Genomic DNA, 23,048 nt, shown 5'->3' with positions numbered 1-23,048 from the left:
AGCGAAGGCGTCGATGCGTGTTACTTCGGCCCGAGAATCTTCCCCAACGTTTCCGGCGACGGCGCACCTTGCTGTTGTTGCAACTCGCCCTTGGCGTCCATATAGAAAATCGCCGGAGTGGCCTGCAGCTCCAACTCTTCCATCAACTGCATGTTGGCCGCCAGTTTGGCCTGAACGGCTGGCGGCACTTCCTTCAGCGCCTTGAGCGAGCTGCTCTTGCCCGCCGCTTCATGTTCTTGCAGGGCTTTTTGCGGGTCTTTGGCAGCAAGCAGTGCGGCGGACTTGCCCGGGCTGTCTTCGCGGATGATGCCGACCATGATGTGGCGCAACTGCACTTTGCCGGACTTGACCCATGGCCGCGCCTGTTCCCAGAACACATTGCAGTACGGGCAGTTCGGATCGCTGAACAGGTACACCACGCGCGGGGCGTCCTTGTTGCCGTCGCCAATCCAGTTGCTCGCTTCGAACTTGCTCCAGACCTCCTTGGACATCGGCGCGTACACCAGCTTCTGCAACGGCGCGCTGGTCAAGTCGTTGCCCTCGGCGTCATACAGATTGCCCAGCAGCACATGCTTGCCATCCGGGGTCAGGTACAACGCCATGCCGCGGTTCTGGTATTGCGCGGCGTAACCGCGCAAGCCGTCGGGTGCGTCGAACCGGCCGACGATTTTCGCGCCTTTGGCTTCGATCTTCTTGATCGCCTCGGGCAGCTCTTCGGCCTGCACCGACGGCAGGTGCAGCAGGGCGGCACCGAGGCTCAGGGTCAGCAGGTGGCGGAGGCGGGGCATGGCAATTTCCTTGAAGAAGTGGCGGGGACAGTGTCGAAGTTTTCCAGGGCGCGAGCCAGGCTGGCTTCCGAGAGTTCGCCCAGATGGCTGCCCAGCAGGCGACCTTCGGGGCTGTAGAACAGCGTAGTCGGCAACGCCATGGAGCCAACGGCCTGACCCAAACGACCACCGCCGTCGAACAGCACGTTGGACAGGCTCAGGCCCTGGGTTTCCAGGAAGGTCGCGACGCTTTGCATGCTTTCGGCCTGATTGATGAACAGAAAGGTCAGGTCCGACCGGGCTTGCTGGGCATTTTCCAGCACCGGCATTTCCCGGCGACACGGTGGGCACCAGGTGGCCCAGAGATTGATCACCAACGGGCCGCCCTTGTAGTCGGCCAGTTTCACGGTTTCACCGGCGGCGTTGCGCAAAGTGATTTCCGGCAGGCGCGTGCCTTGTTCGTAAATCGACAGGGAAAACGTTGCGAGCACCCAGAACGCCAGGCCGCTGGCCACGCCAAACCCCAATGGGCGTCTCAAGCCTGGGCGTCGCCAGCCACGATACAAGGTCGCAAGCAGCACCACGATCACGCCGGGCCAGGCGAGGAAACCGCCGTCACGCAAGTCGATGATCTGCCACGGATCGTTGCGATAGTGCATCCAGTAAGCGACCACGAAACCGACCCGGGCCGCGAGCATGCCCAGTAAAAACAGGCTGAACAGCGCCGACTCGGGATTCTCGCCACCACGCTTGGCCACCCGCCAGCCGACAAAAGTCGCCAGCGCCAATGCACTGATCAGCAGCAGGTGATTAAGCGCGATGGCAAAGGTGCCGAGGGTGAGTGTCAGCATTAACGGGCGTCTCGGGTGGTGGTCCAGCGTTGCAGGAACGTATCGGCATCGACCTCGCCGGTGATGCGCTGGCTGCGACGCTCCTCGCCGTCAGCGCCGATCCACAGCAGGCTCGGTGGCCCCGGCACTTTGTAACGGCTAAGCAGTTCGCGGCTGGCGGCATTGTCGGCGGTGACGTCCAGCCGGAGCAAGCGTACGTCGCTCAGGGCTTCCATGACTTTGGCTTTGCCGAACACCTGTTTCTCCATGACCTTGCACGACACGCACCAGTCGGCGTAATAGTCCAGCAGCACCCATTGACCCTGAGCCTGTGCAGCGTCGAGTTCACGCTGCAACGCTTGTGGATCCTTGAGGGTGGTGAAGGCGTCGTGACCGACCGGAGCGGCGGCAACCGCTGTGCCTGAAGCGCGAAACACCTGCAACGGCTTGAACAGATCATCGCTGCCGCCCGCCGCGCCGATCATCAACAGGCTGCCCCACACACCGAGCAGCAACGAGCTGGCACCGAACAGGTGGGCGATCCGTCCAAAACCGTCCGATTGTTTCCAGGCGCTGTAGGCTGCGACCAACAGCAGGGCGCCACAGAGACCGATCCACAGCGACTCATCCAGTACCGGACGCAGCATCAGCAATGCCGTGGCGAGGAACAGGAAGCCGAAAATACCTTTGACCAGATTCATCCAGGCGCCCGGTTTGGGCATGAAGCGGTTGCCGACAGTGACCAGCAACAGCAGCGGCACACCGATGCCAATCCCCATGGCGAACAGAATCAGCCCGCCGTGCAGCGCGTTACCGCTCTGCGCAATGTAGAGCAGGGCACCGGCCAGCGGAGCGGTCATGCACGGGCCGACCAGCAGACCGGACAACGCCCCCAGCACTCCCGCGCCAACCAGGCTGCCACCGCGTTGATTGCGCGAGACGTTTTCCAGGCGATCACGCACGGCCACCGGCAACTGCAATTCGAAGAAACCGAACATCGGCAAGGCCAGCAGCACGAAAATCGCCGCGAAACTGCCGAGCAACCAAGGGTTCTGCAGCAACGCTTGCAGATTCGCCCCTAGCATGGCGGCCAAAACACCCATCGCCGCGTACACCAGCGCCATGCTGACCACATAGCTACTGGCCAGGGCCAAACCACGTTTGGGCGTGGCGCCACTGCCCACGATCAGACCGGCCAGAATCGGCAGCATCGGCAGTGAACATGGGGTGAATGCCAGCAACAGCCCGAGGCCGAAAAACACCAGAAGGCTCCAGCCCAGAGCACGCTGTTGCAGGCCGCTGGCCAAGGCTTGATCCGGAGCTTCGGCGCCTGCATTCGTGACGTTGGTGTTGCCCAGATCGACAACTTTGGTTTGCGGCGGATAACACAAGCCGGCATCCGCGCAGCCCTGATAGCTCACTTTGACCTGACCGCTGGCACCCACCGGAACCTTCAGCTCCAGGCCTTGGCGGTAGACTTGCTGCTGACCGAAAAACTCGTCGCTGTGATCTTCGCCCACGGGCAACGTCGGTTTGTGTTCGGTCGGCAGACCGTCGAACTTCAGGCGCTGCTGGTACAGGTAATAACCGTCGGCAATCTGCCAATAGAGCTGGGTTTCACCAGATTCCAGACGTTCAGACGTAAACGTGAAGGCTTTCTCGACAGGGAGAAAATCGGGTTTTGTGTCAAACGGATTGGTCCCTGCCTGGGCCAGGCCCGAGATCAAGAAAGCGAAAAGTAAAAACAGTCGACGCATGGGTAAGCCTTTGCCCTGTGCAAGTGAGGTGCACAATGGGTGGTGTCGATTAACCGATGATTAACCGTGGCGGCCTTGTGGCGGTGGCGCTTGCGGCATAATGTCCGCTTAATCGGTCAAAGGCTTAATCTGCTTTATTTACAAGAGGCTCCCCATGCACGTACTGGTTTGCGAAGACGATGAGCTGATCGCCAGCGGCATCGTTGCCGGCCTGACCGCCCAGGGCCTGACGGTGGAACACGTCGCCACGGCGTCGGCGGCCCGGGCCATGCTCAAGGTGGCCGAATTCGACGTGATGGTGCTCGACCTCGGATTGCCCGATGAAGATGGCCTGAAATTGTTGCAGCAGTTGCGCCACAACGGTCTGGAATTGCCGGTGCTGATTCTCACGGCGCGGGACTCGGTCACCGATCGTGTTGATGGCTTGCAGGCCGGCGCCGACGACTACCTGCTCAAACCTTTCGACTTGCGCGAACTCGCTGCACGGTTGCATACCCTGTTGCGCCGGGTGGCGGGGCGCAGCGTCAACCTGATCGAACATGGCGCGTTGACGTACGACCCCAGCAGCCGCGAAACCCTGCTCGCCGGTCAGCCCGTAGACCTTTCGCGCCGCGAACAGTCGCTGCTGCAAGCCTTGTTGCACAACCGTGGCCGCGTGCTGTCGACCGAGCAGCTCAAGGACAGTGTCTACGGTTTCAACGACGAACTGGAAAGCAACGCCCTCAACGTCCACATCCATCACCTGCGGCGCAAACTCGGCAACGGGATTGTCGAGACCGTGCGCGGCTTGGGTTATCGCCTGGGGCCGGCTGATGGGGGAGAAGAGTCGAAGTGATGAGCCTGCGTTTGCGCTTGAGCCTGACGCTCGGCGCCGCTTTTGCGTTGATCTGGGCACTGGCTGCGGCCTGGATGCTCAGCGACCTGCGCAATCAGATGATGTTTTCCCTCGACCAGCGGCTGGTGGCATCGGCACGCATGGTCGCCGGCCTGATGGAGCAACTGCCGCCCGTGTCGAGCAAGGGCGAGGGCACCCATTTCAGCGCCGAGCAGTTGAACATTCCCGGTGGCATGGCCTGTCAGGTCAGCTCGTTGCGCGGTGAAATCCTGGCCCGCAGCCACACCGATCCGCAGCAAACCCTGGAAGCCGAGAAAATGGGCTTCCACGATCAGATGATCGACGGCGCACCGTGGCGCAGTTTCACCCTGGCCCGGGGCGATTTGCGCATCACCACGGCCGACCGCCAAATCGAGCGCGAAGCGTTGAACATGTCGATCCTGCTGGCCGCTTCGGTGCCGGTGGGCGTGGCGTTGCTCGGTTGCCTGTGCCTGCTCTGGCTGGGTATCGGCCAGGGGCTCGCGCCGCTCAACCGCATGCGCGATGCCTTGATGCGCCGCAGCCCCGACTCCCTGGAACCCTTGCATGTCCACCCATTGCCCAGTGAGCTGCAACCCTTGCTGGAAACCCAGAATCAGTTGCTGCTGCGCATCGGCAAGACCATCGAACGCGAGCGCCGCCTGACCGGTGATGCCGCCCACGAGCTGCGCAGCCCGTTGACCGCGATCAAGACCCACCTGCAAGTGGCGCGCATGACCGAAGGCACTGCCCGGGATCAGTCCCTGGCCCGCGCCGAGGAGGGTGCCGACCGCTTGCACCGGACCCTCGAACAATTGCTGTTGCTGGCGCGGGTCGAAGGCAGTCTGTCGTTCGACGACGGTGTGCAATGCAGCGCTGAACAAGTCGCGAAACTGGCGATTCAGGACGCGGCCAGTGGTGATCGCCAGCGTATCCGCTTCCAACCGCCGACCAAGGCTTCCAATGCACCGGTGCAAATGCCCGCCGTGCTGTCGATTGCGGCGCTGCGCAACTTGCTCGATAACGCCCTGCGCCATACGCCGGGTGACAAGGCAGTGGAGTTGAGCCTGGAAACAACCGGTGATCGCGTGCAGTTTGTGGTTCGCGATCACGGGCCGGGCATTGCCGAAGAAGATTTGCAGAACCTGACCCAACGCTTCTGGCGCAACGGCCAGAGCACCGGCTGCGGTCTGGGGCTGGCGATTGTCCAGGCCATCGTCCAGCGTTGCGGCTGCACGTTGCATTTCGACAGCCGCCCGGACGGCTTGCGCGTTGAGCTGACCATGCCGCTACAACCAGCCTGATAAATACCCAACCCCTTGTAGGAGCGAGCCTGCTCGCGATGACGTCGTGTCAGTCGACATCAATGTTGCCTGATACACCGCTATCGCGAGCAGGCTCGCTCCTACAAGGGCTTGGGGTGCCTCCGAGAAAGCCGCTCAAAAGTCTAAATCCTCTCGACGCTGATGCGTTTCCAGAACAGGAAAACCTGACAAGTGCGCCCCGTGAGCGGAATGCGCACCTGCCTGGTGTGCAGTTTTGGTCACTATCACAGCGTATTGAGGGGTCGAGAGATGTCAGTCGCTACCAGCCTTATCGAAGATCAGCCGGCCCGGGTCGCCCCGACCGAAACGCTTTATCAATTCGAAGAAACGCCCTTGCTGGCCCGCCAGAGCCGGCAGGAATCCAACGCCCGCAGCTACCCGCGACGCATACCCCTGGCGCTCAAGCGTGCCAGGGGCCTGTATGTCGAGGATGTCGAAGGCCGCACTTTTATCGACTGCCTGGCCGGCGCCGGAACACTGGCCCTTGGACACAACCACCCGGTCGTGATCGAAGCCATCCAGCAAGTGCTGAGCGATGAACTACCGCTGCACACGCTCGACCTGACGACACCGGTGAAAGATCAGTTTGTTCAGGATTTGTTCGGCCTGCTGCCACCGGCATTGGCCGCCGAAGCGAAGATCCAGTTCTGTGGCCCGACCGGCACCGATGCCGTGGAAGCCGCACTGAAACTGGTGCGCACCGCCACGGGTCGTAGCACCGTGCTGTCGTTTCAGGGCGGTTATCACGGCATGAGCCAGGGCGCGTTGAGCCTGATGGGCAGCCTGGGTCCGAAAAAGCCACTGGGCGCGTTGCTCAGCAGCGGCGTGCAGTTCATGCCATACCCCTACGATTACCGTTGCCCGTTCGGATTGGGCGGTACGCAGGGCATCAAGGCCAACCTGAACTACCTGGAAAACCTGCTCAACGATCCCGAGGCTGGCGTTCAATTACCCGCGGCCGTGATCGTGGAAGTGGTGCAGGGCGAGGGCGGGGTCATTCCGGCCGATCTGGACTGGTTACGCGGTTTGCGCCGGATCACCGAAAAGGCAGGGGTGGCGTTGATCGTCGACGAGATCCAGAGCGGATTCGCCCGCACCGGCAAGATGTTTGCCTTCGAACACGCCGGGATCACCCCCGATGTGGTGGTGATGTCCAAAGCCATCGGCGGCAGCCTGCCGCTGGCGGTGGTGATCTACCGCGACTGGCTCGACACCTGGCTGCCGGGTGCCCACGCCGGGACTTTTCGCGGCAACCAGATGGCGATGGCCGCCGGTTCCGCCGTCATGCGCTATCTGGTTGAGCACAGGGTGTGCGAACACGCCGCTGCGATGGGCGAGCGTCTGACCGAGCACTTGCGCATCCTGCAGCGCGACTTCCCGCAAATGGGCGACATTCGCGGTCGCGGCTTGATGCTGGGAGTGGAACTGGTCGATCCGGCCGGTGCGCGTGACGCTCTGGGCCATCCACCGGCTTTCGCGCGCCTGGCGCCGCTGGTTCAGCGTGAATGCCTCAAACGGGGCTTGATCCTGGAACTCGGCGGTCGGCATGGCGCGGTGGTGCGTTTCCTGCCGCCACTGGTGATCACCTCTGCGGAAATAGATCGGGTTGCCGAGATTTTCGGTCGGGCTTTGGCCGCTGCCACCACCACGCTCTAAATTTTCCGGCGCGTACATCGTTCCTTCTACATACCGGCTGCGCACACAGCGCAGCCCGCCCTACAACGATGGAGACATAGCATGACGTCAGTATTCGACCGCGAGGACATCCTCTTTCAGGTCGTGGTCAACCACGAAGAGCAATACTCGATCTGGCCCGACTACAAAGCCGTGCCACAAGGCTGGCGCACCGTGGGTAAAAGCGGGTTGAAAAAGGAATGCCTGGCCTACATCGAAGAGACCTGGACCGACATGCGTCCGTTGAGCCTGCGTCAGAAAATGGAAGAGCAGGCGTCTGTGGCGCACTGAGTCGTCGCGGCAAAAAGAAGCCCGCTGGACTGGTGACAGTCAGCGGGCTTTTTCAGGTCTGGAGTCTGTATTTGGATTGCCTTCGTGAGCAGGCTCGCTCCCTGTAGGAGCGAGCTTGCTCGCGATGAACGATAACGCGGTCCTGACCTTAAACGCCGCTCAAACCCTTGATCAGCAAATCCACATTCCCCTCAAGCTCAGTCACCGGATCCTCGGCATCGGTACTCAACACCACCAACCGGCTACCCGCTTCGGTAATCACCGTTTTCAGGGCCTCCGACGGCTGCCGGTGATGCAGCACCACCGCCACATCGTTGTCTTTGAGCTGTACGCCCAATTCCTTGAGCGCCTCAGGTGTCCACTCGGCATCCGGTCGTGCATCGAGCCCGACCAGTTCCAGGTTCAGTCCGCCAATCAGGTAGCCAAAGTGATCGCTCAAACTCATCACACTGAGGTTGTCCGCGCTGGCCAACTGCGCTTCGCTGGTGGCGCTGAGTTTGAGCAAACGCTGCTTGAGTGCCGCCAGGTTCGCCTCGATCTTCGGCTTGGACTCGGGCGCCAGACGCACTAGGTCCGCCGCGATCACATCTGCCATGCGTCCCATGTTGTTGCTGGAAAACCACGGCTGGCTGTTCAGACCATCGACCTTGATGCCTGGCTGCACGGCAATGCCGGGCAGGGCGCCGTCGACCGGGCGGGCAGCATCGACTTCAACGATACGAATATTGCTGCGACGGGAAATCGGATACAGCGGATCGTCCGGCCACAGCGAGCGCAGGCCAATTACCGCATCGGCATCCGTCGCCAGTTTGGCCAGCGCCGGAGCACCACGGCCAGTGAAGTAGGCGGTCTGGCGGCTGCCGGGCAGATTGGCCGGCGCCGCGCGTTCGAGGCTGACATCGGTGCCCTTGAGCAGCACTTCGCCCAGTCCGTAGGTGATTGGCAGCGAGGCCAATACGCGCAGCGGTTTGCCGTTGTCGGCGGCGAAGGTTGCGGTGGCCACCCCGCACAGCGCGACGGCCAGGGTCAGTTGACGCAGAGAGAATGACATTTATCCAAGGTTCCCTTTCAGGCTGGGGACGACGCCGCGTGCGATGGCGGCGAGGGCGAAGGCAATGCCGGACACCAGAATGATCGCAGCGCCGGACGGGATCGGCAGGTCGAAGACAATCGGCGCGAGAATGCCGCACAGGGTGCTGACCGTGGCGATCAGCACCGAACACCAGAAGAAACCTTTCAACGATTGGCTGAGCAAGCGTGCCGCTGCGGCTGGAATGACCAACAGTGCGCCTACGAGAATGGCGCCAATGACTTTCACTGCGGCGACGGTGATCAGCGTCACCAGAATCACGAACAGGTAATCCAGGGTCTTCACCGCCACACCGCGTACCGCCGCCAGTTGCGGGTTGAAACTGGCGAGCATGATGCGGTTATACAGCGGCAACGCCAGCGCCATCACCAGCGAGCCGACAATCGCCAGTACGGCGAGGTCATTGCCATTGACCGTCAGTACCGAGCCGAACAGCACGTTCTCCAGAATGTGCACATTGATCTTGCCCGCCAGAATCAGCAGCAGGCTGGCTCCCAACGCCAAAGAGACCGAGAGGAACACGCCGATCAGCGTATCCGGCGCCAGGCCCGTGCGGTTGCGCAGGTAGTTGAGCAGGATGCCGAACAACAGGCAGTAGCCGAACAGGCTGCCATAAGGACCGGTGTAGGGTTCGCCGAGCAGAATGCCGATGGCCACGCCGGTCAATGCCGCGTGCCCCACAGCCTCGGAAAAAAACGCGAAGCGCTTGACCACGACCAATGTGCCCAGGCCGCCGAGCACCGGACCGATCAGCAGACCGGCGAGCAACGCGTTGACTACGAATCCGTAGGCGAGGGCTTCGGGCAGATACCCGGACGAAGCCCAACCCTGGACCATCAAACGGAAAGCTTCGTAACTCATCAGGCAACGCTCCGGGGATGGGTCGAAAACAGCGTCAGCAGACGCTCCGGGGTCAGTGCCTGTTTCGGCGTGGCGTCGAACAGCACCCGACGATTGAGCCCTGTAACGTGATCGGCCAGACGCCCGACGGCTTCCAGATCGTGCTCGATCCACAGCACGGTAATTCCGGCTGAACGCCAGTCGCCGAGCAAGCGTTCAAACACCTGAATGCCAGCCTCATCGAGCGCAGACATCGGTTCATCGAGTACTAGCAATTGCGGCGAAGGGATCAACCCTTGAGCCAGTAAAACCCGCTGACGTTCGCCGCCGGACAACGCGCCCATGCGTCGCTTGCGTTTGTCCTGCATGCCGACGCGCTCCAGCGCCTCGCCAATCGCCGCCGCGTAGTGCTTGCTCAAGCCGAGGAACGCCGGGCGCCGCTGGCACATGGCGGCCATGAAATCGTCGACGGTCATCGGCAGGCCGCGGTCGAACTCCAGCGCTTGCGGCACGTAGCCGATGGTGCGTGGTTCAGCGGGCCATTGCAGGCTCAAACGGCCCTGATGCGGCATCTGCCCGAGCAAAGTCTTGATCAGCGAACTCTTGCCGCCACCATTGGGGCCGACCAGCGCATGGACGCTGCCGGGCTGCACCTTGAAGGTCACGTTGTCGAGAATTGTCGTGCGCCCCAGCGTCAGGCTGACCCCGGCGAAATCCAGCGTCGGGCCCGCCCCCTGTAGGAGCGAGCTTGCTCGCGATTGCGCTGCATCATTCAAGGAAGATGCTGACTGACCGGACCCCTTCGCCAGCAGGCTGGCTCCCACAGGATTCTCGGCGTCTTGGGCGATGATCGTTTCTTTCGAAGTCATGCGCCCGACTCCTGGATCGCCCGCACCACGGTGTCGAGGTTGCCGGTCATTTCCTTTTCGTACTTGTCGGCGGTGTATTCGCCGTAGGAAATGTGCGACAGCGGATACAGCTTCACCCCGGATTCGCGCTGGATGGTGTCGACGTAAGAGGACGGGAAATCCATCTCCGAGAAGATCACTTTCACATCCAGTTCACGCAATTGGTCGATGGTCTTTTTCAGCTGGCTCGGGCTCGGTTCGATACCGTGGGCCGGTTCGACCACGGCGGTGACTTCCAGACCAAACTCGCGCAACAGGTAATCGTAGGCAGCGTGCACCGTGGCCACGCGCAGTTCGGCGTTCGGTGCCTGGGTCAGTTTGGCCAGGGCATCGGCGCGCATTTTGCGCAGGCGCTTGCCGTAGGCTCGGGCGTTTTCGGTGTAGGTCTTGGCATTGGCCGGGTCGATCTTGCCCAGTTCCCGGGCGATGTTGTTGACCTGGGCAATGGAAGCGCTGATCGACAGGAACGTGTGTGGGTTCACCACCTTGCCCGCGCCGCGTGCGGCAACACCCGTGGCGGCCAGCAGCGGTACGTTTTCGTTGGCTTCGATGACTTTGACGTTCGGGGTTTCGCTGGCGGCGATCATGCGGTCGGCGAAGTCGTCATGACCGACGCCGTTGAGCACGATCACGTCCAGCCCGCTGATGCGCTTGATGTCTTCGGCGCGGGGCTCGTAGGCGTGGGGGTTGAAGCCGGCAGGGATCAGCGGCACGACCTCGGCCTTGTCGCCGACGATATTGGCCACGTAGCTGTAATAAGGGTGCAGGGTGATGCCGATGCGCAGGCGCTTGGCCTCGTCGGCACTGGCCAGGGTGGGCAGCAGGCAGGCAAGCAGGCCGACCAGCAGCAGGCGCAAGAACGAACGTTGAGATGAAATGGGCATGGGAAAGCGGTCTTCTCTCGGGTGAAGGCGAGGGTTCAATGCTTATGCTGGCGGGTCACGCCGGCATCGAATTGCGCGACGATCTGCTGCCAGCCGGCACTTTCAAGCGCGGCGTCGCTGAGGTCGGCAGGGGCCTTGAGGTCGGTCGCGCGGTTGAGCCAGATGTCTGGCGCGTCATCCGCAGCGGTCAAGCGCATCAGAAAGGAACCGGCGACACCCTTCGCCTGGCTCTGACCGAAGTAGGCTTTGCTATCGAGCAACTGCCAGGCATGTCCGCCGCGACTGACGGAACTGGCGTCCTGAGCGAACGGCGCAAAACCCTCATCGGCGAGGGTTTCGGGCGTCGGCAGCGCTTGTTGTTCCTGACGCAGCAGGTGAATTTCGTCCAGCGTCACACGCAGGTCGGCATAGATGCCTTGCTCGGAAGCACTGAGGTCGCGGCGGGCGTCCAGTTGATGGCTGCTGATGCTGCTCACCTCATGGGACTCGCCGCGCCAGAGCACCACCGAGCCGGCAACGGCCAGAATCATCAGGCACAGCAGCAGGACGTAGAGGGTTTCGTGACCGGCCCCAGCCGGGCGGACGACCTGGGTGGTTGGCGTACTCATGGTGCCTCGATGTCCGCTTGGTCGATTTCGACGACGTGGCCGGGGCCCGCGTCGAACAGCACGTAGAATTCCGCGCCGGGTTTCTTGAAGGTCAGGGTCGAGTCGGCGCCGAGCTTGCCTGGCACCAGAATGGTTTCGTCGTAACCGACCACATCAAGGGTGACACCCGGAGCACCGCTGCCATCGGAAAAACCGCCGGTGCATTTGATCTGCTCGGCGTCGATGGCTTTGCATTCGCACATCGGGTTGTGGGCCAGGGCGCTGGCACTGAAGCCAGCACACAGCAGCAGCAAAACCGCGTGGAGAGGGCGGGAAATACGGGTCATGGTTTGCCTCCTTGTTTGCTCAGCCAGGCGACGGTGGCGGGGGATGCCTGGTTCAAAGGAATGGATGCCTGATGCATGCTGCCGTCCCAGCCTTCCATGGTGATCCACAGTTGAGCGTCGGGCTTGGTCTTGTCCGGCACCGGCAACTGGGCGCTCATGCGGTATGGCGTGCCGAAGAAAATCACCCCGGCGGCGCGCAGGCTGCGGGGCTTGCCGATGCGCAGGTAAGTAGCCTTGACCTGGTCGATACAGGCGTCGCAGAGCGCTGCATTGAAGTTTTTCATGTGGCCGGCCGGGCTGTTGAGCGGAGCTTCATTGCGCAGTTCCGCCAAACGCAGGCTCCAGGGGCCGACTTGCACTTCGCCAACCTCCCGCTCGCCCAGACCGTCGTCACCACGCTGCAATGCCTCGTCGGCGAAGTACTTGGGCATGAAACCCAACGGAATCAGGAGCAACAGGATGTTCAGGTGGAAGCGCCATTTGTGCCAGAACATGCGCAAACGGGAGGCTTGAGGGGCAGCAGTGACGTTGCTCACAGGTTAGCCTCCGACGGTTCGTTGCTCAGGGCTGTTTGGGTTTTCGTGGCGTGTTGCTTCTTGTTGCTGCGCTTCAAGGCATTGGCAGTGGCCAGTGCGGTGCGTTTGGTCCAGATCAACAAGCCGCTCAGGACCATCATGCTCAACAACAGGCCGAAGAAGGCCCAGATCAACTTGATCCACAGCCCTCCGAAATCCCCGGTGTGCAACGGACGCATCGACTCGGTGACGAACTCCAGCGCCGAGCGGTCCGAGATCAGTCGCGTGGCCGCAATTTCGCCGCTGTACGGGTTGAGGGTGGCCGTCTGGAACATCAGCGGATACCAACCGCGTCCACCGATATCCATATGGCTATAGGCATTGCCCGGCAGGCTGACAAAGCTGGCCTCAAGCCCGGAAATCTGTTGCGAGGCGATTTCAATCGCGCGATCGAGATCGATGCGCGGTGGCGGAGTACCGTTGGCCGACATCGGTACGGCTTCACGGGACATCGACGGGATGATTTTCTCGGTGGAAATCGACACCTGGTTATCGAATAGAAATGCCTGGATCAGGAACCAGGTGCCGGTGATGGAAATGACCGCAATGAACCAGATCGACCAGATGCCGCTCAAGCGGTGGAAGTCGCCCCAGAAAATCCGTGCGCCATGGCGGATGCGCAGAGTCGGACTGAAAAAGCCTTTCCAGAAGCGTTTGTAGACCACCAGCCCGGTCACCAGCGAAGCCAAGAGTGGCAAACCGAGAAACGACACCAGATACCAGCCCCAGCTAAAGCCGTTGGTAAACGGCACCAGCCACCAGCCATGCAACGCACGGGTGAATGCCTGGAAATTGAATTCCGGCGCTACCCCCTGAATGACGCCGCTGTACGGGTTGACGTACACCACCACGGAGCGTCCGTCGGGGTAGCTGACTTGTACGTCGAGGGCAAAATGCGACTCGTCGGGTCGGCTGATGCTTTCCACCACGGTCTGCGGTTCAGCCTTGTGGATAGCGTCGAGGACCTGTTGATAGCTGAGCAGCGGTGCATCATCGGAAGGCTGGCTGGCGCGCATCGACGGGTTGGCCAGCCAGACGATTTCCTGGCTGACGACGGCCAGAGTGCCGGTTACACAAACGATGAGTACGAAAAACCAGATCGGCAACGCCAGCCAGCTATGGACCAGAAACCAGATTTTTGAACGGGACTTCTTTGACATGATGTGAGGTCTTGCCTGGATGAGAGGGGCTCTGCTGCGGGTTTCACAGCGACGATGTCCCTGGAAAGTTCGGTCGTGGCTTTTGCCTACGCGACCGACTGCATCTAGATAAGACGAATGATGACCGAAAAACCCGAACGGCAATGCAAAAGTAAATGTTTCTTATTATTGCCACAATGATCAATTGACGCAAAGGGTTGCAGCCTGCGATTGCTGCCGCAGGTCATCGCTGCTGTCACAGGCTGCGACCTTTTCGTGCTTCAACCCTGACTGAACATCTCTTTGGCCCGTTGCTCAATCTGTTCCTGGGTCAGGTCTTCCTTACGCGTGGCCAGGAACCACAGATGCCCATAGGGGTCCCTCAACGTCCCGGAACGGTCGCCGTAAAACTGATCCTTGACCTCGGATACGACGGTTGCACCGGCCTCTATGGCCTGTTTGTAGGATTTATCGACATCCGTCACATACAGATGGAGGCCCACGGACGGCGAGTTGTCCGGATTGCTCAACGGCCCTTGATCGCACGGTGTGCCCAACATGATCGGACAATCGCCGATGCGTAGCTCGGCATGACCGATGCCGCCATCAGGCATGGCCAGCCGCATCACTTCGATGGCACCAAAGGCTTTCTTGTAGAAGTCGATAGCCTGAGCGGCTTTTTGAATGCCCAGATAGGGGGTGATGCTGTGATAACCCTCTGGAATCGGTTTGACGCTCATGATGAATCTCCCTGTTTTTGTTGTGAGAAAGAGGTTCTATGCCGTTACCCAGCTGGATAAATATAGGCCAGCTGCTTTTGCGCTACTGAACGCCCGACGAGCAGCAGTGGTCCGTGGTGTAACGAACGTTCCAGCGGATGCTGTAAACCTGATAGCCACTATCGAGCGTGTTGATTTCTGCCCGTTCGACGGCACGGGTAGCCTGTGTTCATTGCCCCGAACCCAGATGCCGGACGCCAGAAATGAAACCTCTAATCGCCACTTTCCTGCTGTTTGCCCTTTGCGTACTCGCCGGGTGTGCCAGTCATGTTTCTCCTGAACTGCGGCCCTACACCGCAGAGGAAAGCAAGGAACTGGCGCTGGAGGCGTTGAATCGTCGCGGTTTGTCCTTTGACGAGTACCACGCGAAAAAAGCCGAATTGCTCGGTGAACCGCAGAAGTCGTTCCGCTTCGACAGCCAGGGCGAAATGAACGCCGAGCGATCTGTACAGCTTCACGGTCGCTCAAGCTGAGTCAGAACTGTACTGCTTGAAGTTCACGCAACTGTCCGTGGGTTTCACCCAAGGTGTGCGATAGGGTCAACACCTGACTGACCCAGATGGACTGCCACTCATGACGCTCTCACTTGATCTGCTGCTGGGCTTCGCCCTGTTTGCCCTTGTCACCTCAATCACTCCCGGCCCGAACAACACCATGTTGCTGGCATCCGGCGTGAACTTCGGCTTCAACCGCACCATTCCGCACATGCTGGGTATCACCTGCGGCTTCTTTGTGCTCGTCGTCGCGGTGGGTTTCGGATTGGGAGCGGTATTCCAGACTTATCCTTTGCTTTACACCGTTCTGCGTTACGTCGGTGCGGCGTACCTGTTGTACCTGGCGTGGAAAATCGCTCATTCCGGGCCGGTGTCCGACAGTCAGCAGGGCGAAGCGAAACCGATCAGCTATCTGGGCGCCGCCGCGTTCCAGTGGGTCAATCCCAAGGCCTGGATCATGGCCATCGGTGCCATCAGCACCTACACGCCGATGCAGGGTTATTTCACCAATGTGATCGTGATTGCGGCCGTGTTCGCGATCATCAACCTGCCGAGTGTCGGTGTCTGGGCCGCGTGCGGCACGTTGTTGCGCAATGTTTTGAAAGACCGCCGCTGGTTGCGTCTGTTCAATTGGGGGATGGCCGCGTTGCTGGTGGTTTCGCTATATCCGTTGTTGCTCGAAAGCTTCAGCTGACGCGCTGCTTCGACCGGTCGCCCGATGCCTGTTAAGCTGGCTTTTCAGGAGCGTTCCTACGCACTTTTAAATGAAGTTGTACTTCTTTAACGGCATCCGATCAGGTATTGGTAACGTTCTGAAAACTGCGCGCAGCTCACGAGGCTGCGCCTTGCCGTTTCCAGCCACGAGCTTCCTGATCCCGGAACACGCTCTGCGAGTCTTTTATGAATAAACGTCCGTTGTATTTCGATTACGCCGCCACCACGCCGGTGGACGAGCGGGTCATCAAGGTCATGGTCGAGTGCCTGGGCTTTACCGGCAATTTCGGCAACCCGGCTTCAAGCTCCCACGCGTTCGGCCAGCAGGCCCGGCAATCGGTCGAACAGGCGCGATGTCAGGTCGCCGAGCTGGTCGGCGCGACACCTGAACAGATCGTCTGGACATCCGGCGCCACCGAATCCAACAATCTGGCGCTCAAGGGTGTGGCCCAGGCTCGCGGGATTTCCGGCGGCCACATCATTACCAGTCAGATCGAACACAAGGCGATTCTCGACACTGCCCGGCAATTGCAGGATGCCGGCGTTGCGGTGACCTATCTGGTGCCGGACGCCGAAGGTCTGATTACTCCGCAAGCCGTCAGCGAAGCCATGCGCGAGGACACGTTCCTGGTGTCGCTGATGCTGGTCAACAATGAACTGGGCACGCTCAATGACATCCCGGCGATCGGAGAAGTGGTGCGCGGGCGCGCTGCGTTGTTCCATGTCGACGCCGCACAGGGCACGGGTAAAGTGGCGATCGACCTGGCGCAGTGGCCGGTGGACCTGATGTCGTTCTCCGCTCACAAACTCTACGGTCCCAAAGGTATCGGCGCGTTGTACGTCGGCCCGCGCGCGCAGCAAAAATTGCAGGCGCAGATCCACGGCGGCGGCCACGAAGGCGGTTTGCGTTCCGGTACCTTGGCGACCCATCAGATCGTTGCCATGGGTGAAGCTTTCACATTGGCGGCGAAGCTGTTCGAAACAGAAAAAGCCCAGATCGTGCGCTTGCGTGAGCGTCTGCTCAACCAGTTGCTGAGCCTGCCCGGCGTGCACCTCAATGGCAGTCCGTCCCGGCGCATTCCCCATACCCTGAGCCTGACTTTCGGCGAAGGCGAGTTCAACTCGGCGGCGTTGAGCCATTCGATCGCGTTTTCCGCGACCTCGGCCTGCAATTCCGCGAGCAATACCCCATCCCACGTGCTGCTGGCCTTGGGGCTTGATGCCCACGCGGCCGGTCGCACGATTCGCTTGAGCCTGGGGCGTTTCACGACCGAACAGGATATCGACCAAGCGGTAGAACTGATCAGAACAGCCTGCGCCAGTGCTCCGGCATTCTGGCAATAGGGCGATAAAGTGCCGACGCTGATCGGCGCGCAACAATAATGATGAGTGGTTAGCAGGAGTCATGATGAATATGCAGTCTTCGATCAATGGATCGGTGCCCCAGCGCCTGGCACAAACCCGCGAACTGATGAGCCGGGAGGGCATTCATGCCTTGCTGGTGCCGTCGGCCGACCCGCACCTGTCGGAATACCTGCCGGGTTACTGGCAAGGACGCCAATGGTTGTCGGGTTTCCATGGTTCTGTCGGCACTTTGATCGTGACTCCGGACTTTGCCGGCGTCTGGGCCGATAGCCGTTACTGGGAGCAGGCGACCAAAGAGCTCAATGGCAGCGGTATCGAACTGGTCAAGCTGCAACCGGGTCAACCCGGCCCATTGGAATGGTTGGCCGAACAAACTCCTGAGGGTGGCGTTGTCGCGGTCGATGGCGCGGTGATGGCCGTGGCTTCGGCGCGGACATTGGGAAGCAAGCTTGAAGAGCGCGGCGCCCGATTGCGCACGGACATCGACCTGTTGAGCGATGTCTGGAGCGACCGTCCGCAGCTGCCCAATGAACCGATCTATCAACACTTGCCGCCGCAAGCGACCGTCAGCCGTGGCGAAAAGCTCGCCAAGCTGCGTGAAACCCTGAAGTCCCGTGGCGCCGACTGGCATTTTATCGCCACCCTCGATGACATCGCCTGGCTGTTCAATCTGCGTGGCGGCGATGTGTCGTTTAACCCGGTGTTCGTTTCCTTCGCCTTGATCAGCCAGCAGCAGGCCACGCTGTTCGTGGCGCTGAGTAAAGTGAGCGCCGAGTTGCGCGCAATCCTTGAACAGGATGGCGTGACCCTGCGCGATTACAGCGAAGTGGCTGCGGGGCTGAAGGCTGTTCCAGAAGGAGCAAGCCTGCAAGTCGACCCGGCACGGGTCACGGCCGGTCTGCTGGAAAACCTGGGCAGCGACGTCAAGCTGATCGAAGGCTTGAATCCGACCACACTGGCCAAATCGCAGAAAAGCCTGGCGGATGCCGAGCATATCCGTCAGGCCATGGAACAGGACGGCGCGGCGCTGTGCGAGTTCTTCGCCTGGCTGGACTCGGCATTGGGTCGCGAACGCATCACCGAACTGACCATCGACGAACACCTGACCGCTGCTCGTGAGCGCCGTCCCGATTACGTGTCGTTGAGCTTCAACACCATTGCTGCGTTCAACGCCAACGGTGCGATGCCGCATTACCACGCCACCGAGGAAGAGCACGCGGTGATTGAAGGTGACGGTCTGTTGTTGATCGACTCCGGCGGTCAATACTTGGGCGGTACTACCGACATCACGCGGATGGTGCCGGTCGGCACACCGACCGCGGAACAGAAGCGCGATTGCACTCGTGTGCTCAAAGGCGTGATTGCCTTGTCCCGTGCACAGTTCCCGAAAGGCATCCTGTCGCCGTTGCTCGATGCCATCGCTCGTGCACCGATCTGGGCGGAAAGCGTCGATTACGGTCACGGCACCGGTCATGGTGTGGGCTATTTCCTTAATGTGCACGAAGGTCCGCAAGTGATTGCCTATCAGGCTGCACCTGCACCACAGACAGCGATGCTGCCGGGGATGATCACGTCCATCGAGCCTGGCACCTACCGTCCGGGCCGCTGGGGCGTGCGGATCGAAAACCTGGCGATGAACCGTGAGGCGGGCAAAAGCGAATTCGGCGAGTTCCTCAAGTTCGAAACCCTGACCCTGTGCCCGATCGACACGCGTTGCCTGGAAACGTCTTTGCTGACTGAAGACGAGAAGCAATGGTTCAACGCCTATCACGCCGAAGTGCGCGAGCGCTTGAGTCCGTTGGTCGAGGGGGCAGCCCTTGCGTGGTTGAATGCTCGTACGGCGGCGGTTTAGCAGGTTGTTGTAATGCGATTCGGTTGATCAAGGGCATTGCCCGCCACCCTGAACCCTGGAGTGGCGGGTTACCGAGAAATCAGCTCAGGGCTTCAAGGACGAATTCCAAGCGGTCCTGACCGAAGTACAGCTGATTGCCGACAAACATGCTCGGTGCACCAAACACTCCCCGTTGTACCGCTTTCTCGGTGTTGTCCTTGAGTGTGGCTTTGACTTCTTCATCGGCGGTCAGAGCCAGTATCGCTTGAGGATCAAAACCGTTTTCGATCAACACCGCCGCAACGGTGGCAGGCTCATTCAGGCTGCGGCCGTCGACCCACAGCGCCTTGAACAGGCATTCGATGAATGCGCAAAAACGTTCAGGATCACGCATCTGGATGCCGGTCACCGCACGCATCAACATCAGCGTGTTGATCGGAAAGTGTGGATTGAACTTCAGCGGCACACCGTAGCGTTTCGCGTAGCGATCCAGGTCCTGGAAAATGTAACGACCCTTGGCCGGAACGGTCGCTGGCGAGGCGTTGCCGGTGGCTTTGAATACTCCGCCCAGCAGAATTGGAATGTAGATCAACTGCGCGTCAGTCTGCGCGCAGATCTTCGGTAGCTGGGTGTAGGCCAGATAAGTGGCGGGGCTGCCGAGGTCGAAGTAGAACTCCACGGTTTTGCTCATGGTCGAAGGTGCTCGTTTTATTGTTGTGGGGAAGGGCTTACCAGCGTTCGCTCCAGGGACGCAGATCGAGCTCGAAAGTCCAGGCGTCGCGGGGCTGGGCGTGCAGATACCAGTAGTTCTCGGCGATGTGCTCGGGGTTGAGAATGCCGTCCTGATCCTTGGTCGCATACTTCTCGGGGAAGCTCTCGCGGATGAAATCGGTATCGATGGCGCCATCGACGACCACATGGGCAACGTGAATGTTCATCGGTCCCAACTCACGGGCCATGCTTTGGGCCAGTGCCCGGATCCCATGCTTGGCGCCGGCAAACGCGGCGAATCCGGCGGCGCCACGCATACCCGCCGTGGCACCCGTGAACAGAATCGTGCCTCGTTGACGCTTGGCCATGCGTTTGGCCACTTCCCGGGCGTTGAGAAAACCCGAGAAGCAGGCCATCTCCCAAATCTTGAAATACTTGCGGGCCGTTTCTTCGAGAATGCTGCACGGCACGTTGGCGCCGATATTGAACACGAACGCTTCAATGGGGCCGATCTGGTTTTCAATCTGTTCGACCAGCGCGATCACGTCTTCTTCTTTTCGCGCATCGCAAGCGAACCCGTGTGCTTCACCGCCGTCGGCCTTGATGGCATCCACCAACGGTTGAAGCTTGTCCGCGCTGCGGCGAGTGACACAGGCGACAAAACCTTCCCGAGCAAAGCGTTTGGCAATTGCGCCACCTGTGGCATCACCAGCGCCGACAACCAGTACGACCTTCTTGTTATTCATGGGTAGATCCCTTTGGTAAACGATCGTTAACTAAACGGACGTTATGCTACGATTCGATAATCGTCAAGGTATTCAAATCGGGAAGAAGGCTATGCGTTATTCGACCAGCCACAAATTGGAAACCAAGGAGAAGCTGCTGGAAAGCAGCGCGGTTTCGGCCAAGAAGTCGGGTTTCTCAACGGTAGGCGTCGATGGCTTGATGAAAGCGATCGGCTTGAGTGGCGGCGCGTTCTATAGCCACTTCTCGTCAAAGGATGAGCTGTTCGCAACCATTGTCGAGCGTGAGCTACGCCAAAGCCTGGCACGATTGGGAGCGGATCAGGACCGAGACAAACTTGAACGCTGTCTCAAACTTTATCTGAGCATGTCCCATGTCGAGCATCCGGAAACCGGTTGTGCGCTGCCAGCCTTGGGGGCCGAGATCGCCCGGTCAGACGTGAGCGTTCGCCAACAGGCGGAACACTGGATCTGTCGGCTCCAGGAAAGCTGGGCGGAGATTTTGCACAGTGAAAGCTTGGCCTGGGCGATTCTGTCGCAATGCATTGGTGCACTGGTCGTCGCCCGGATGCTCGCAACTCCGGATGTTCAGCGCGAGGTGCTGAAGTCCAGTTACGATGAAATCGGTCGCCAAATCGCAAGTCCGAGAACCTGACGCGGCGACCTGTCTATTTGCAGATGACAATCATGCTTCGGCTGGTATAGCCCGCGGGATTGAGGCCAAACGGATAGTCGCCAGGTTCTTCCACGGTATCCCCCGACTTGGCGATGACCTTGTAACCCTTGGGAGCGCACAAGTTGCTAGCGGTGGCGTAGCATTTGTCCCAAGACGACGACAGTCCTGAACAGTTGATGTGCAGCCCTTTCTTGCCGTGTTTGATCTTGGTTTCTGATGTCGCTGCGCAGCCTGCAATTGCAAGAGCGGCGATCAGTATCAAAATTCGTTTCATTACTATCCTTATAGCGCCCCGGGTCTTGTGCCCGGGTCTGGCTCTAATCGCTTTTACTTGAAGCGTCCTGATATCCCTGTCTGAAATCGCCCTGCCTGACTCTGGGTTGCGGGCCTAAACATGGCCTAATTAAGCGGTAAATGCCAGAGCTTCGTTATTTCTGCTTCAATCTGCCGCTATCGCAGGTTTGGCAGCATTGCCCATGGTCAACGTCGCACCTACCGACGCCAAAATGATGCACATGATGGCCATCCATTGTGACAGTGAAAGGAACTCGTGAAGGAACAGTAGCCCCGAAAGCGCTCCGACGGCAGGTTCAATGCTCATCAGTGTGCCGAAAGTTCTGGCCGGCATGCGAGTCAATGCGACCATCTCCAGGGTGTAGGGCAGGGCGGTGGACAAGATGGCGACGCCGAGAGCTATCGGGATCAAGGCAGGCGTCAACAGAGCAGAACCCGCATGGACGATTCCGATCGGTGCTACAAACAACGCGGCAATCATTACTCCCAGCGCGGCAGTCTGAACTCCGTTGTCGGCGCCGGCCTTCTGGCCGAACAGAATGTATAGCGCCCAACATACCCCGGCGCCCAAAGCATAACCGACGCCTGTCAGATCCATCCCCGCTGCCGCTTCGCCTGACGGTATTAATAGCAGTAATCCTGCCGCTGCCAGCGCGATCCACAAAAAGTCGATTGCACGGCGTGAGGCATAGATCGCAACCGCCAGTGGGCCAGTGAACTCCAGCGCTACCGCGATACCCAGGGGAACGGTTTGCAAGGACATATAGAAGAGGAAGTTCATGCCGCCCAGTGCCATCCCGTAGACGACGACGGTACGCAGGGATTTTGCGGTGAGTTTCGCGCGCCATGGGCGCAGTATCAGCATCATGATCACGCTGGCGAAAATCAGGCGCAGTGTGGTGGTCCCTTGAGGGCCAATGACCGGGAACATGCTTTTGGCCAGGGACGCTCCGGTCTGGATCGAGGCCATGGCTATAAGTAACAGCCCAACCGAGAATAGGGTGGAGGCTAGGCTGCGTTGCTGGTCGTTCATTGCGTGACACCGTCCAAGGTAGGAAATCAGGGCGTTTCTACGTACTTGGGCAATATGTTGCGCATTAGTCATCGGCGCGTCTATATATAAGCAGTGATTTTGAGTGTCATGCTAGAAAGGCAAAATCAGTGCTTGACGGCAGATCTCAGGTGTCTATAATTCGCCCCACTTCCGGCGCAGTCGAAACGGAAAACTCCTTGGTAAACAATGAGTTACGAAGTTTTCGGCAGCAGGTTGCTTCAGTTCATCGAAGCCAAAAGGAAGTTGAAAAAGAGGTGTTGACAACAGCGGGTAACGCTGTAGAATTCGCCTCCCGCTGATGAGAGATCTGAAGCGCAAGTGGTTGAAGTTGTTAAGGAAATCCTTGAAAGCTTCTGAAAATAACCACTTGACAGCAAATGAGGCTGCTGTAGAATGCGCGCCTCGGTTGAGACGAAAGATCTTAACCAACCGCTCTTTAACAACTGAATCAAGCAATTCGTGTGGGTGCTTGTGGAGTCAGACTGCTAGTCAACAGATTATCAGCATCACAAGTTACTCC

General features: G+C 59.9%; 25 protein-coding genes. 9 read left to right on the top strand and 16 right to left on the bottom strand.

Features of this window, described 5'->3' with window-relative positions; genetic code table 11:
- Positions 1 to 20: 20 nt before the first annotated feature.
- Genes dsbG through dsbD form a run of 3 tightly spaced genes read right to left on the bottom strand, consistent with a single transcriptional unit; the run spans position 21 to position 3,354 of the window.
- Positions 21 to 788: a thiol:disulfide interchange protein DsbG gene (gene dsbG, locus CKW19_RS25030; protein ID WP_095060737.1), complete on the bottom strand. Its 768-nt coding sequence runs from the start codon at positions 786 to 788 to the stop codon at positions 21 to 23.
- Positions 764 to 1,618 carry a TlpA disulfide reductase family protein gene (locus tag CKW19_RS25025; RefSeq protein WP_095060735.1) on the bottom strand — a complete coding sequence of 285 codons (855 nt, stop codon included), beginning with the start codon at positions 1,616 to 1,618 and terminating at the stop codon, positions 764 to 766. The genes dsbG and CKW19_RS25025 overlap by 25 nt, the downstream gene beginning before the upstream one ends.
- Entirely contained in the window at positions 1,618 to 3,354 is a 1,737-nt protein-coding gene (gene dsbD / locus CKW19_RS25020; RefSeq protein WP_095060733.1) for a protein-disulfide reductase DsbD, read from the bottom strand. Before dsbD ends, CKW19_RS25025 begins: the two co-directional genes overlap by 1 nt.
- Positions 3,355 to 3,508: 154 nt before the next feature.
- Here dsbD and CKW19_RS25015 point away from each other — a divergent pair, with 154 nt between their 5' ends.
- The 4 genes from CKW19_RS25015 to CKW19_RS25000 all read left to right on the top strand — a co-directional run bounded on the left by CKW19_RS25015 (position 3,509) and on the right by CKW19_RS25000 (position 7,497).
- The gene (locus CKW19_RS25015; protein ID WP_095060731.1) at positions 3,509 to 4,189 is read left to right on the top strand and encodes a response regulator; all 681 of its coding nucleotides are present in this window, start codon (positions 3,509 to 3,511) and stop codon (positions 4,187 to 4,189) included.
- Positions 4,186 to 5,511, top strand: coding sequence for an ATP-binding protein (locus CKW19_RS25010; protein WP_095060729.1), 1,326 nt, complete (start codon positions 4,186 to 4,188; stop codon positions 5,509 to 5,511). The genes CKW19_RS25015 and CKW19_RS25010 overlap by 4 nt, the downstream gene beginning before the upstream one ends.
- Positions 5,512 to 5,781: 270 nt before the next feature.
- On the top strand, positions 5,782 to 7,188 hold the full coding sequence (locus CKW19_RS25005) for an aspartate aminotransferase family protein (RefSeq protein ID WP_095060727.1): 1,407 nt from the start codon (positions 5,782 to 5,784) through the stop codon (positions 7,186 to 7,188).
- Between the two features lie 81 nt (positions 7,189 to 7,269).
- Positions 7,270 to 7,497 (top strand): MbtH family protein, encoded by a 228-nt coding sequence (locus CKW19_RS25000; protein ID WP_095060725.1) that lies wholly within the window; start codon positions 7,270 to 7,272, stop codon positions 7,495 to 7,497.
- A gap of 148 nt (positions 7,498 to 7,645) precedes the next feature.
- Here the strand turns inward: CKW19_RS25000 and CKW19_RS24995 are convergent, their stop codons facing one another.
- The 9 genes from CKW19_RS24995 to CKW19_RS24955 form a co-directional block, all read right to left on the bottom strand.
- On the bottom strand, positions 7,646 to 8,548 hold the full coding sequence (locus tag CKW19_RS24995; RefSeq protein WP_095060723.1) for a metal ABC transporter solute-binding protein, Zn/Mn family: 903 nt from the start codon (positions 8,546 to 8,548) through the stop codon (positions 7,646 to 7,648).
- Positions 8,549 to 9,448 (bottom strand): metal ABC transporter permease, encoded by a 900-nt coding sequence (locus CKW19_RS24990; protein WP_034155185.1) that lies wholly within the window; start codon positions 9,446 to 9,448, stop codon positions 8,549 to 8,551.
- On the bottom strand, positions 9,448 to 10,296 hold the full coding sequence (locus CKW19_RS24985) for a metal ABC transporter ATP-binding protein (RefSeq protein WP_095060720.1): 849 nt from the start codon (positions 10,294 to 10,296) through the stop codon (positions 9,448 to 9,450). Before CKW19_RS24985 ends, CKW19_RS24990 begins: the two co-directional genes overlap by 1 nt.
- Complete coding sequence (locus tag CKW19_RS24980; protein WP_095060718.1) at positions 10,293 to 11,219, bottom strand: metal ABC transporter substrate-binding protein; 927 nt, start codon at positions 11,217 to 11,219, stop codon at positions 10,293 to 10,295. Before CKW19_RS24980 ends, CKW19_RS24985 begins: the two co-directional genes overlap by 4 nt.
- Before the next feature lie 35 nt (positions 11,220 to 11,254).
- Complete coding sequence (locus tag CKW19_RS24975) at positions 11,255 to 11,827, bottom strand: DUF6162 family protein (protein WP_095060716.1); 573 nt, start codon at positions 11,825 to 11,827, stop codon at positions 11,255 to 11,257.
- Positions 11,824 to 12,153, bottom strand: coding sequence for a hypothetical protein (locus tag CKW19_RS24970; protein WP_095060714.1), 330 nt, complete (start codon positions 12,151 to 12,153; stop codon positions 11,824 to 11,826). Before CKW19_RS24970 ends, CKW19_RS24975 begins: the two co-directional genes overlap by 4 nt.
- Positions 12,150 to 12,647, bottom strand: coding sequence for a thiamine pyrophosphate-binding protein (locus CKW19_RS24965; RefSeq protein WP_095060781.1), 498 nt, complete (start codon positions 12,645 to 12,647; stop codon positions 12,150 to 12,152). Before CKW19_RS24965 ends, CKW19_RS24970 begins: the two co-directional genes overlap by 4 nt.
- Positions 12,648 to 12,685: 38 nt before the next feature.
- The gene (locus CKW19_RS24960; protein WP_095060712.1) at positions 12,686 to 13,888 is read right to left on the bottom strand and encodes a PepSY domain-containing protein; all 1,203 of its coding nucleotides are present in this window, start codon (positions 13,886 to 13,888) and stop codon (positions 12,686 to 12,688) included.
- Between the two features lie 260 nt (positions 13,889 to 14,148).
- Entirely contained in the window at positions 14,149 to 14,607 is a 459-nt protein-coding gene (locus CKW19_RS24955; protein ID WP_095060710.1) for a VOC family protein, read from the bottom strand.
- A gap of 242 nt (positions 14,608 to 14,849) precedes the next feature.
- Here CKW19_RS24955 and CKW19_RS24950 point away from each other — a divergent pair, with 242 nt between their 5' ends.
- The 4 genes from CKW19_RS24950 (at position 14,850) to CKW19_RS24935 (ending at position 19,071) form a co-directional block, all read left to right on the top strand.
- Complete coding sequence (locus CKW19_RS24950) at positions 14,850 to 15,119, top strand: hypothetical protein (RefSeq protein WP_095060708.1); 270 nt, start codon at positions 14,850 to 14,852, stop codon at positions 15,117 to 15,119.
- Positions 15,120 to 15,219: 100 nt separating this feature from the next.
- Positions 15,220 to 15,834 carry a LysE family translocator gene (locus tag CKW19_RS24945; protein WP_095060706.1) on the top strand — a complete coding sequence of 205 codons (615 nt, stop codon included), beginning with the start codon at positions 15,220 to 15,222 and terminating at the stop codon, positions 15,832 to 15,834.
- A 206-nt stretch (positions 15,835 to 16,040) separates the two neighbouring features.
- Entirely contained in the window at positions 16,041 to 17,198 is a 1,158-nt protein-coding gene (locus CKW19_RS24940) for an aminotransferase class V-fold PLP-dependent enzyme (RefSeq protein ID WP_095060704.1), read from the top strand.
- 64 nt (positions 17,199 to 17,262) lie between these two features.
- A complete protein-coding gene (locus CKW19_RS24935) occupies positions 17,263 to 19,071 on the top strand; it encodes an aminopeptidase P family protein (RefSeq protein ID WP_095060702.1) in 1,809 nt (602 codons plus the stop codon).
- Positions 19,072 to 19,150: 79 nt separating this feature from the next.
- Here CKW19_RS24935 and CKW19_RS24930 read toward each other — a convergent pair whose 3' ends face one another.
- Complete coding sequence (locus tag CKW19_RS24930; RefSeq protein ID WP_095060700.1) at positions 19,151 to 19,741, bottom strand: 2-hydroxychromene-2-carboxylate isomerase; 591 nt, start codon at positions 19,739 to 19,741, stop codon at positions 19,151 to 19,153.
- A gap of 37 nt (positions 19,742 to 19,778) precedes the next feature.
- Positions 19,779 to 20,507 (bottom strand): SDR family oxidoreductase, encoded by a 729-nt coding sequence (locus CKW19_RS24925; RefSeq protein WP_095060698.1) that lies wholly within the window; start codon positions 20,505 to 20,507, stop codon positions 19,779 to 19,781.
- Positions 20,508 to 20,598: 91 nt separating this feature from the next.
- Here CKW19_RS24925 and CKW19_RS24920 point away from each other — a divergent pair, with 91 nt between their 5' ends.
- Positions 20,599 to 21,159 carry a TetR/AcrR family transcriptional regulator gene (locus CKW19_RS24920; RefSeq protein WP_095060696.1) on the top strand — a complete coding sequence of 187 codons (561 nt, stop codon included), beginning with the start codon at positions 20,599 to 20,601 and terminating at the stop codon, positions 21,157 to 21,159.
- Positions 21,160 to 21,172: 13 nt separating this feature from the next.
- Here CKW19_RS24920 and CKW19_RS24915 read toward each other — a convergent pair whose 3' ends face one another.
- A complete protein-coding gene (locus CKW19_RS24915; RefSeq protein WP_095060694.1) occupies positions 21,173 to 21,454 on the bottom strand; it encodes a hypothetical protein in 282 nt (93 codons plus the stop codon).
- 165 nt (positions 21,455 to 21,619) lie between these two features.
- Positions 21,620 to 22,507, bottom strand: a complete 888-nt coding sequence (gene rhtA / locus CKW19_RS24910; RefSeq protein ID WP_095060692.1) for a threonine/homoserine exporter RhtA — start codon at positions 22,505 to 22,507, stop codon at positions 21,620 to 21,622.
- Positions 22,508 to 23,048 lie beyond the last annotated feature (541 nt).

Origin of the sequence: Pseudomonas sp. Irchel s3f7, assembly GCF_900187615.1 — a bacterium.
Lineage (GTDB): Bacteria > Pseudomonadota > Gammaproteobacteria > Pseudomonadales > Pseudomonadaceae > Aquipseudomonas.
This window is presented reverse-complemented; position numbering and strand designations above follow the sequence as displayed.

What these genes read in the sequence shown, in the direction of transcription:
- CKW19_RS24930 (WP_095060700.1), bottom strand. Translation starts at nt 19,741, where the DNA reads ATGAGCAAAACCGTGGAGTTCTACTTCGACCTCGGCAGCCCCGCCACT.
- CKW19_RS25000 (WP_095060725.1), top strand. Translation starts at nt 7,270, where the DNA reads ATGACGTCAGTATTCGACCGCGAGGACATCCTCTTTCAGGTCGTGGTC.
- CKW19_RS24985 (WP_095060720.1), bottom strand. Translation starts at nt 10,296, where the DNA reads ATGACTTCGAAAGAAACGATCATCGCCCAAGACGCCGAGAATCCTGTG.
- CKW19_RS24915 (WP_095060694.1), bottom strand. Translation starts at nt 21,454, where the DNA reads ATGAAACGAATTTTGATACTGATCGCCGCTCTTGCAATTGCAGGCTGC.
- CKW19_RS24940 (WP_095060704.1), top strand. Translation starts at nt 16,041, where the DNA reads ATGAATAAACGTCCGTTGTATTTCGATTACGCCGCCACCACGCCGGTG.
- dsbD (WP_095060733.1), bottom strand. Translation starts at nt 3,354, where the DNA reads ATGCGTCGACTGTTTTTACTTTTCGCTTTCTTGATCTCGGGCCTGGCC.
- CKW19_RS24935 (WP_095060702.1), top strand. Translation starts at nt 17,263, where the DNA reads ATGAATATGCAGTCTTCGATCAATGGATCGGTGCCCCAGCGCCTGGCA.
- rhtA (WP_095060692.1), bottom strand. Translation starts at nt 22,507, where the DNA reads ATGAACGACCAGCAACGCAGCCTAGCCTCCACCCTATTCTCGGTTGGG.
- CKW19_RS25015 (WP_095060731.1), top strand. Translation starts at nt 3,509, where the DNA reads ATGCACGTACTGGTTTGCGAAGACGATGAGCTGATCGCCAGCGGCATC.
- dsbG (WP_095060737.1), bottom strand. Translation starts at nt 788, where the DNA reads ATGCCCCGCCTCCGCCACCTGCTGACCCTGAGCCTCGGTGCCGCCCTG.
- CKW19_RS25025 (WP_095060735.1), bottom strand. Translation starts at nt 1,618, where the DNA reads ATGCTGACACTCACCCTCGGCACCTTTGCCATCGCGCTTAATCACCTG.
- CKW19_RS24950 (WP_095060708.1), top strand. Translation starts at nt 14,850, where the DNA reads ATGAAACCTCTAATCGCCACTTTCCTGCTGTTTGCCCTTTGCGTACTC.
- CKW19_RS24955 (WP_095060710.1), bottom strand. Translation starts at nt 14,607, where the DNA reads ATGAGCGTCAAACCGATTCCAGAGGGTTATCACAGCATCACCCCCTAT.
- CKW19_RS24970 (WP_095060714.1), bottom strand. Translation starts at nt 12,153, where the DNA reads ATGACCCGTATTTCCCGCCCTCTCCACGCGGTTTTGCTGCTGCTGTGT.
- CKW19_RS24925 (WP_095060698.1), bottom strand. Translation starts at nt 20,507, where the DNA reads ATGAATAACAAGAAGGTCGTACTGGTTGTCGGCGCTGGTGATGCCACA.
- CKW19_RS24945 (WP_095060706.1), top strand. Translation starts at nt 15,220, where the DNA reads ATGACGCTCTCACTTGATCTGCTGCTGGGCTTCGCCCTGTTTGCCCTT.
- CKW19_RS24995 (WP_095060723.1), bottom strand. Translation starts at nt 8,548, where the DNA reads ATGTCATTCTCTCTGCGTCAACTGACCCTGGCCGTCGCGCTGTGCGGG.
- CKW19_RS24920 (WP_095060696.1), top strand. Translation starts at nt 20,599, where the DNA reads ATGCGTTATTCGACCAGCCACAAATTGGAAACCAAGGAGAAGCTGCTG.
- CKW19_RS24980 (WP_095060718.1), bottom strand. Translation starts at nt 11,219, where the DNA reads ATGCCCATTTCATCTCAACGTTCGTTCTTGCGCCTGCTGCTGGTCGGC.
- CKW19_RS24960 (WP_095060712.1), bottom strand. Translation starts at nt 13,888, where the DNA reads ATGTCAAAGAAGTCCCGTTCAAAAATCTGGTTTCTGGTCCATAGCTGG.
- CKW19_RS25005 (WP_095060727.1), top strand. Translation starts at nt 5,782, where the DNA reads ATGTCAGTCGCTACCAGCCTTATCGAAGATCAGCCGGCCCGGGTCGCC.
- CKW19_RS24965 (WP_095060781.1), bottom strand. Translation starts at nt 12,647, where the DNA reads ATGTTCTGGCACAAATGGCGCTTCCACCTGAACATCCTGTTGCTCCTG.
- CKW19_RS24990 (WP_034155185.1), bottom strand. Translation starts at nt 9,448, where the DNA reads ATGAGTTACGAAGCTTTCCGTTTGATGGTCCAGGGTTGGGCTTCGTCC.
- CKW19_RS24975 (WP_095060716.1), bottom strand. Translation starts at nt 11,827, where the DNA reads ATGAGTACGCCAACCACCCAGGTCGTCCGCCCGGCTGGGGCCGGTCAC.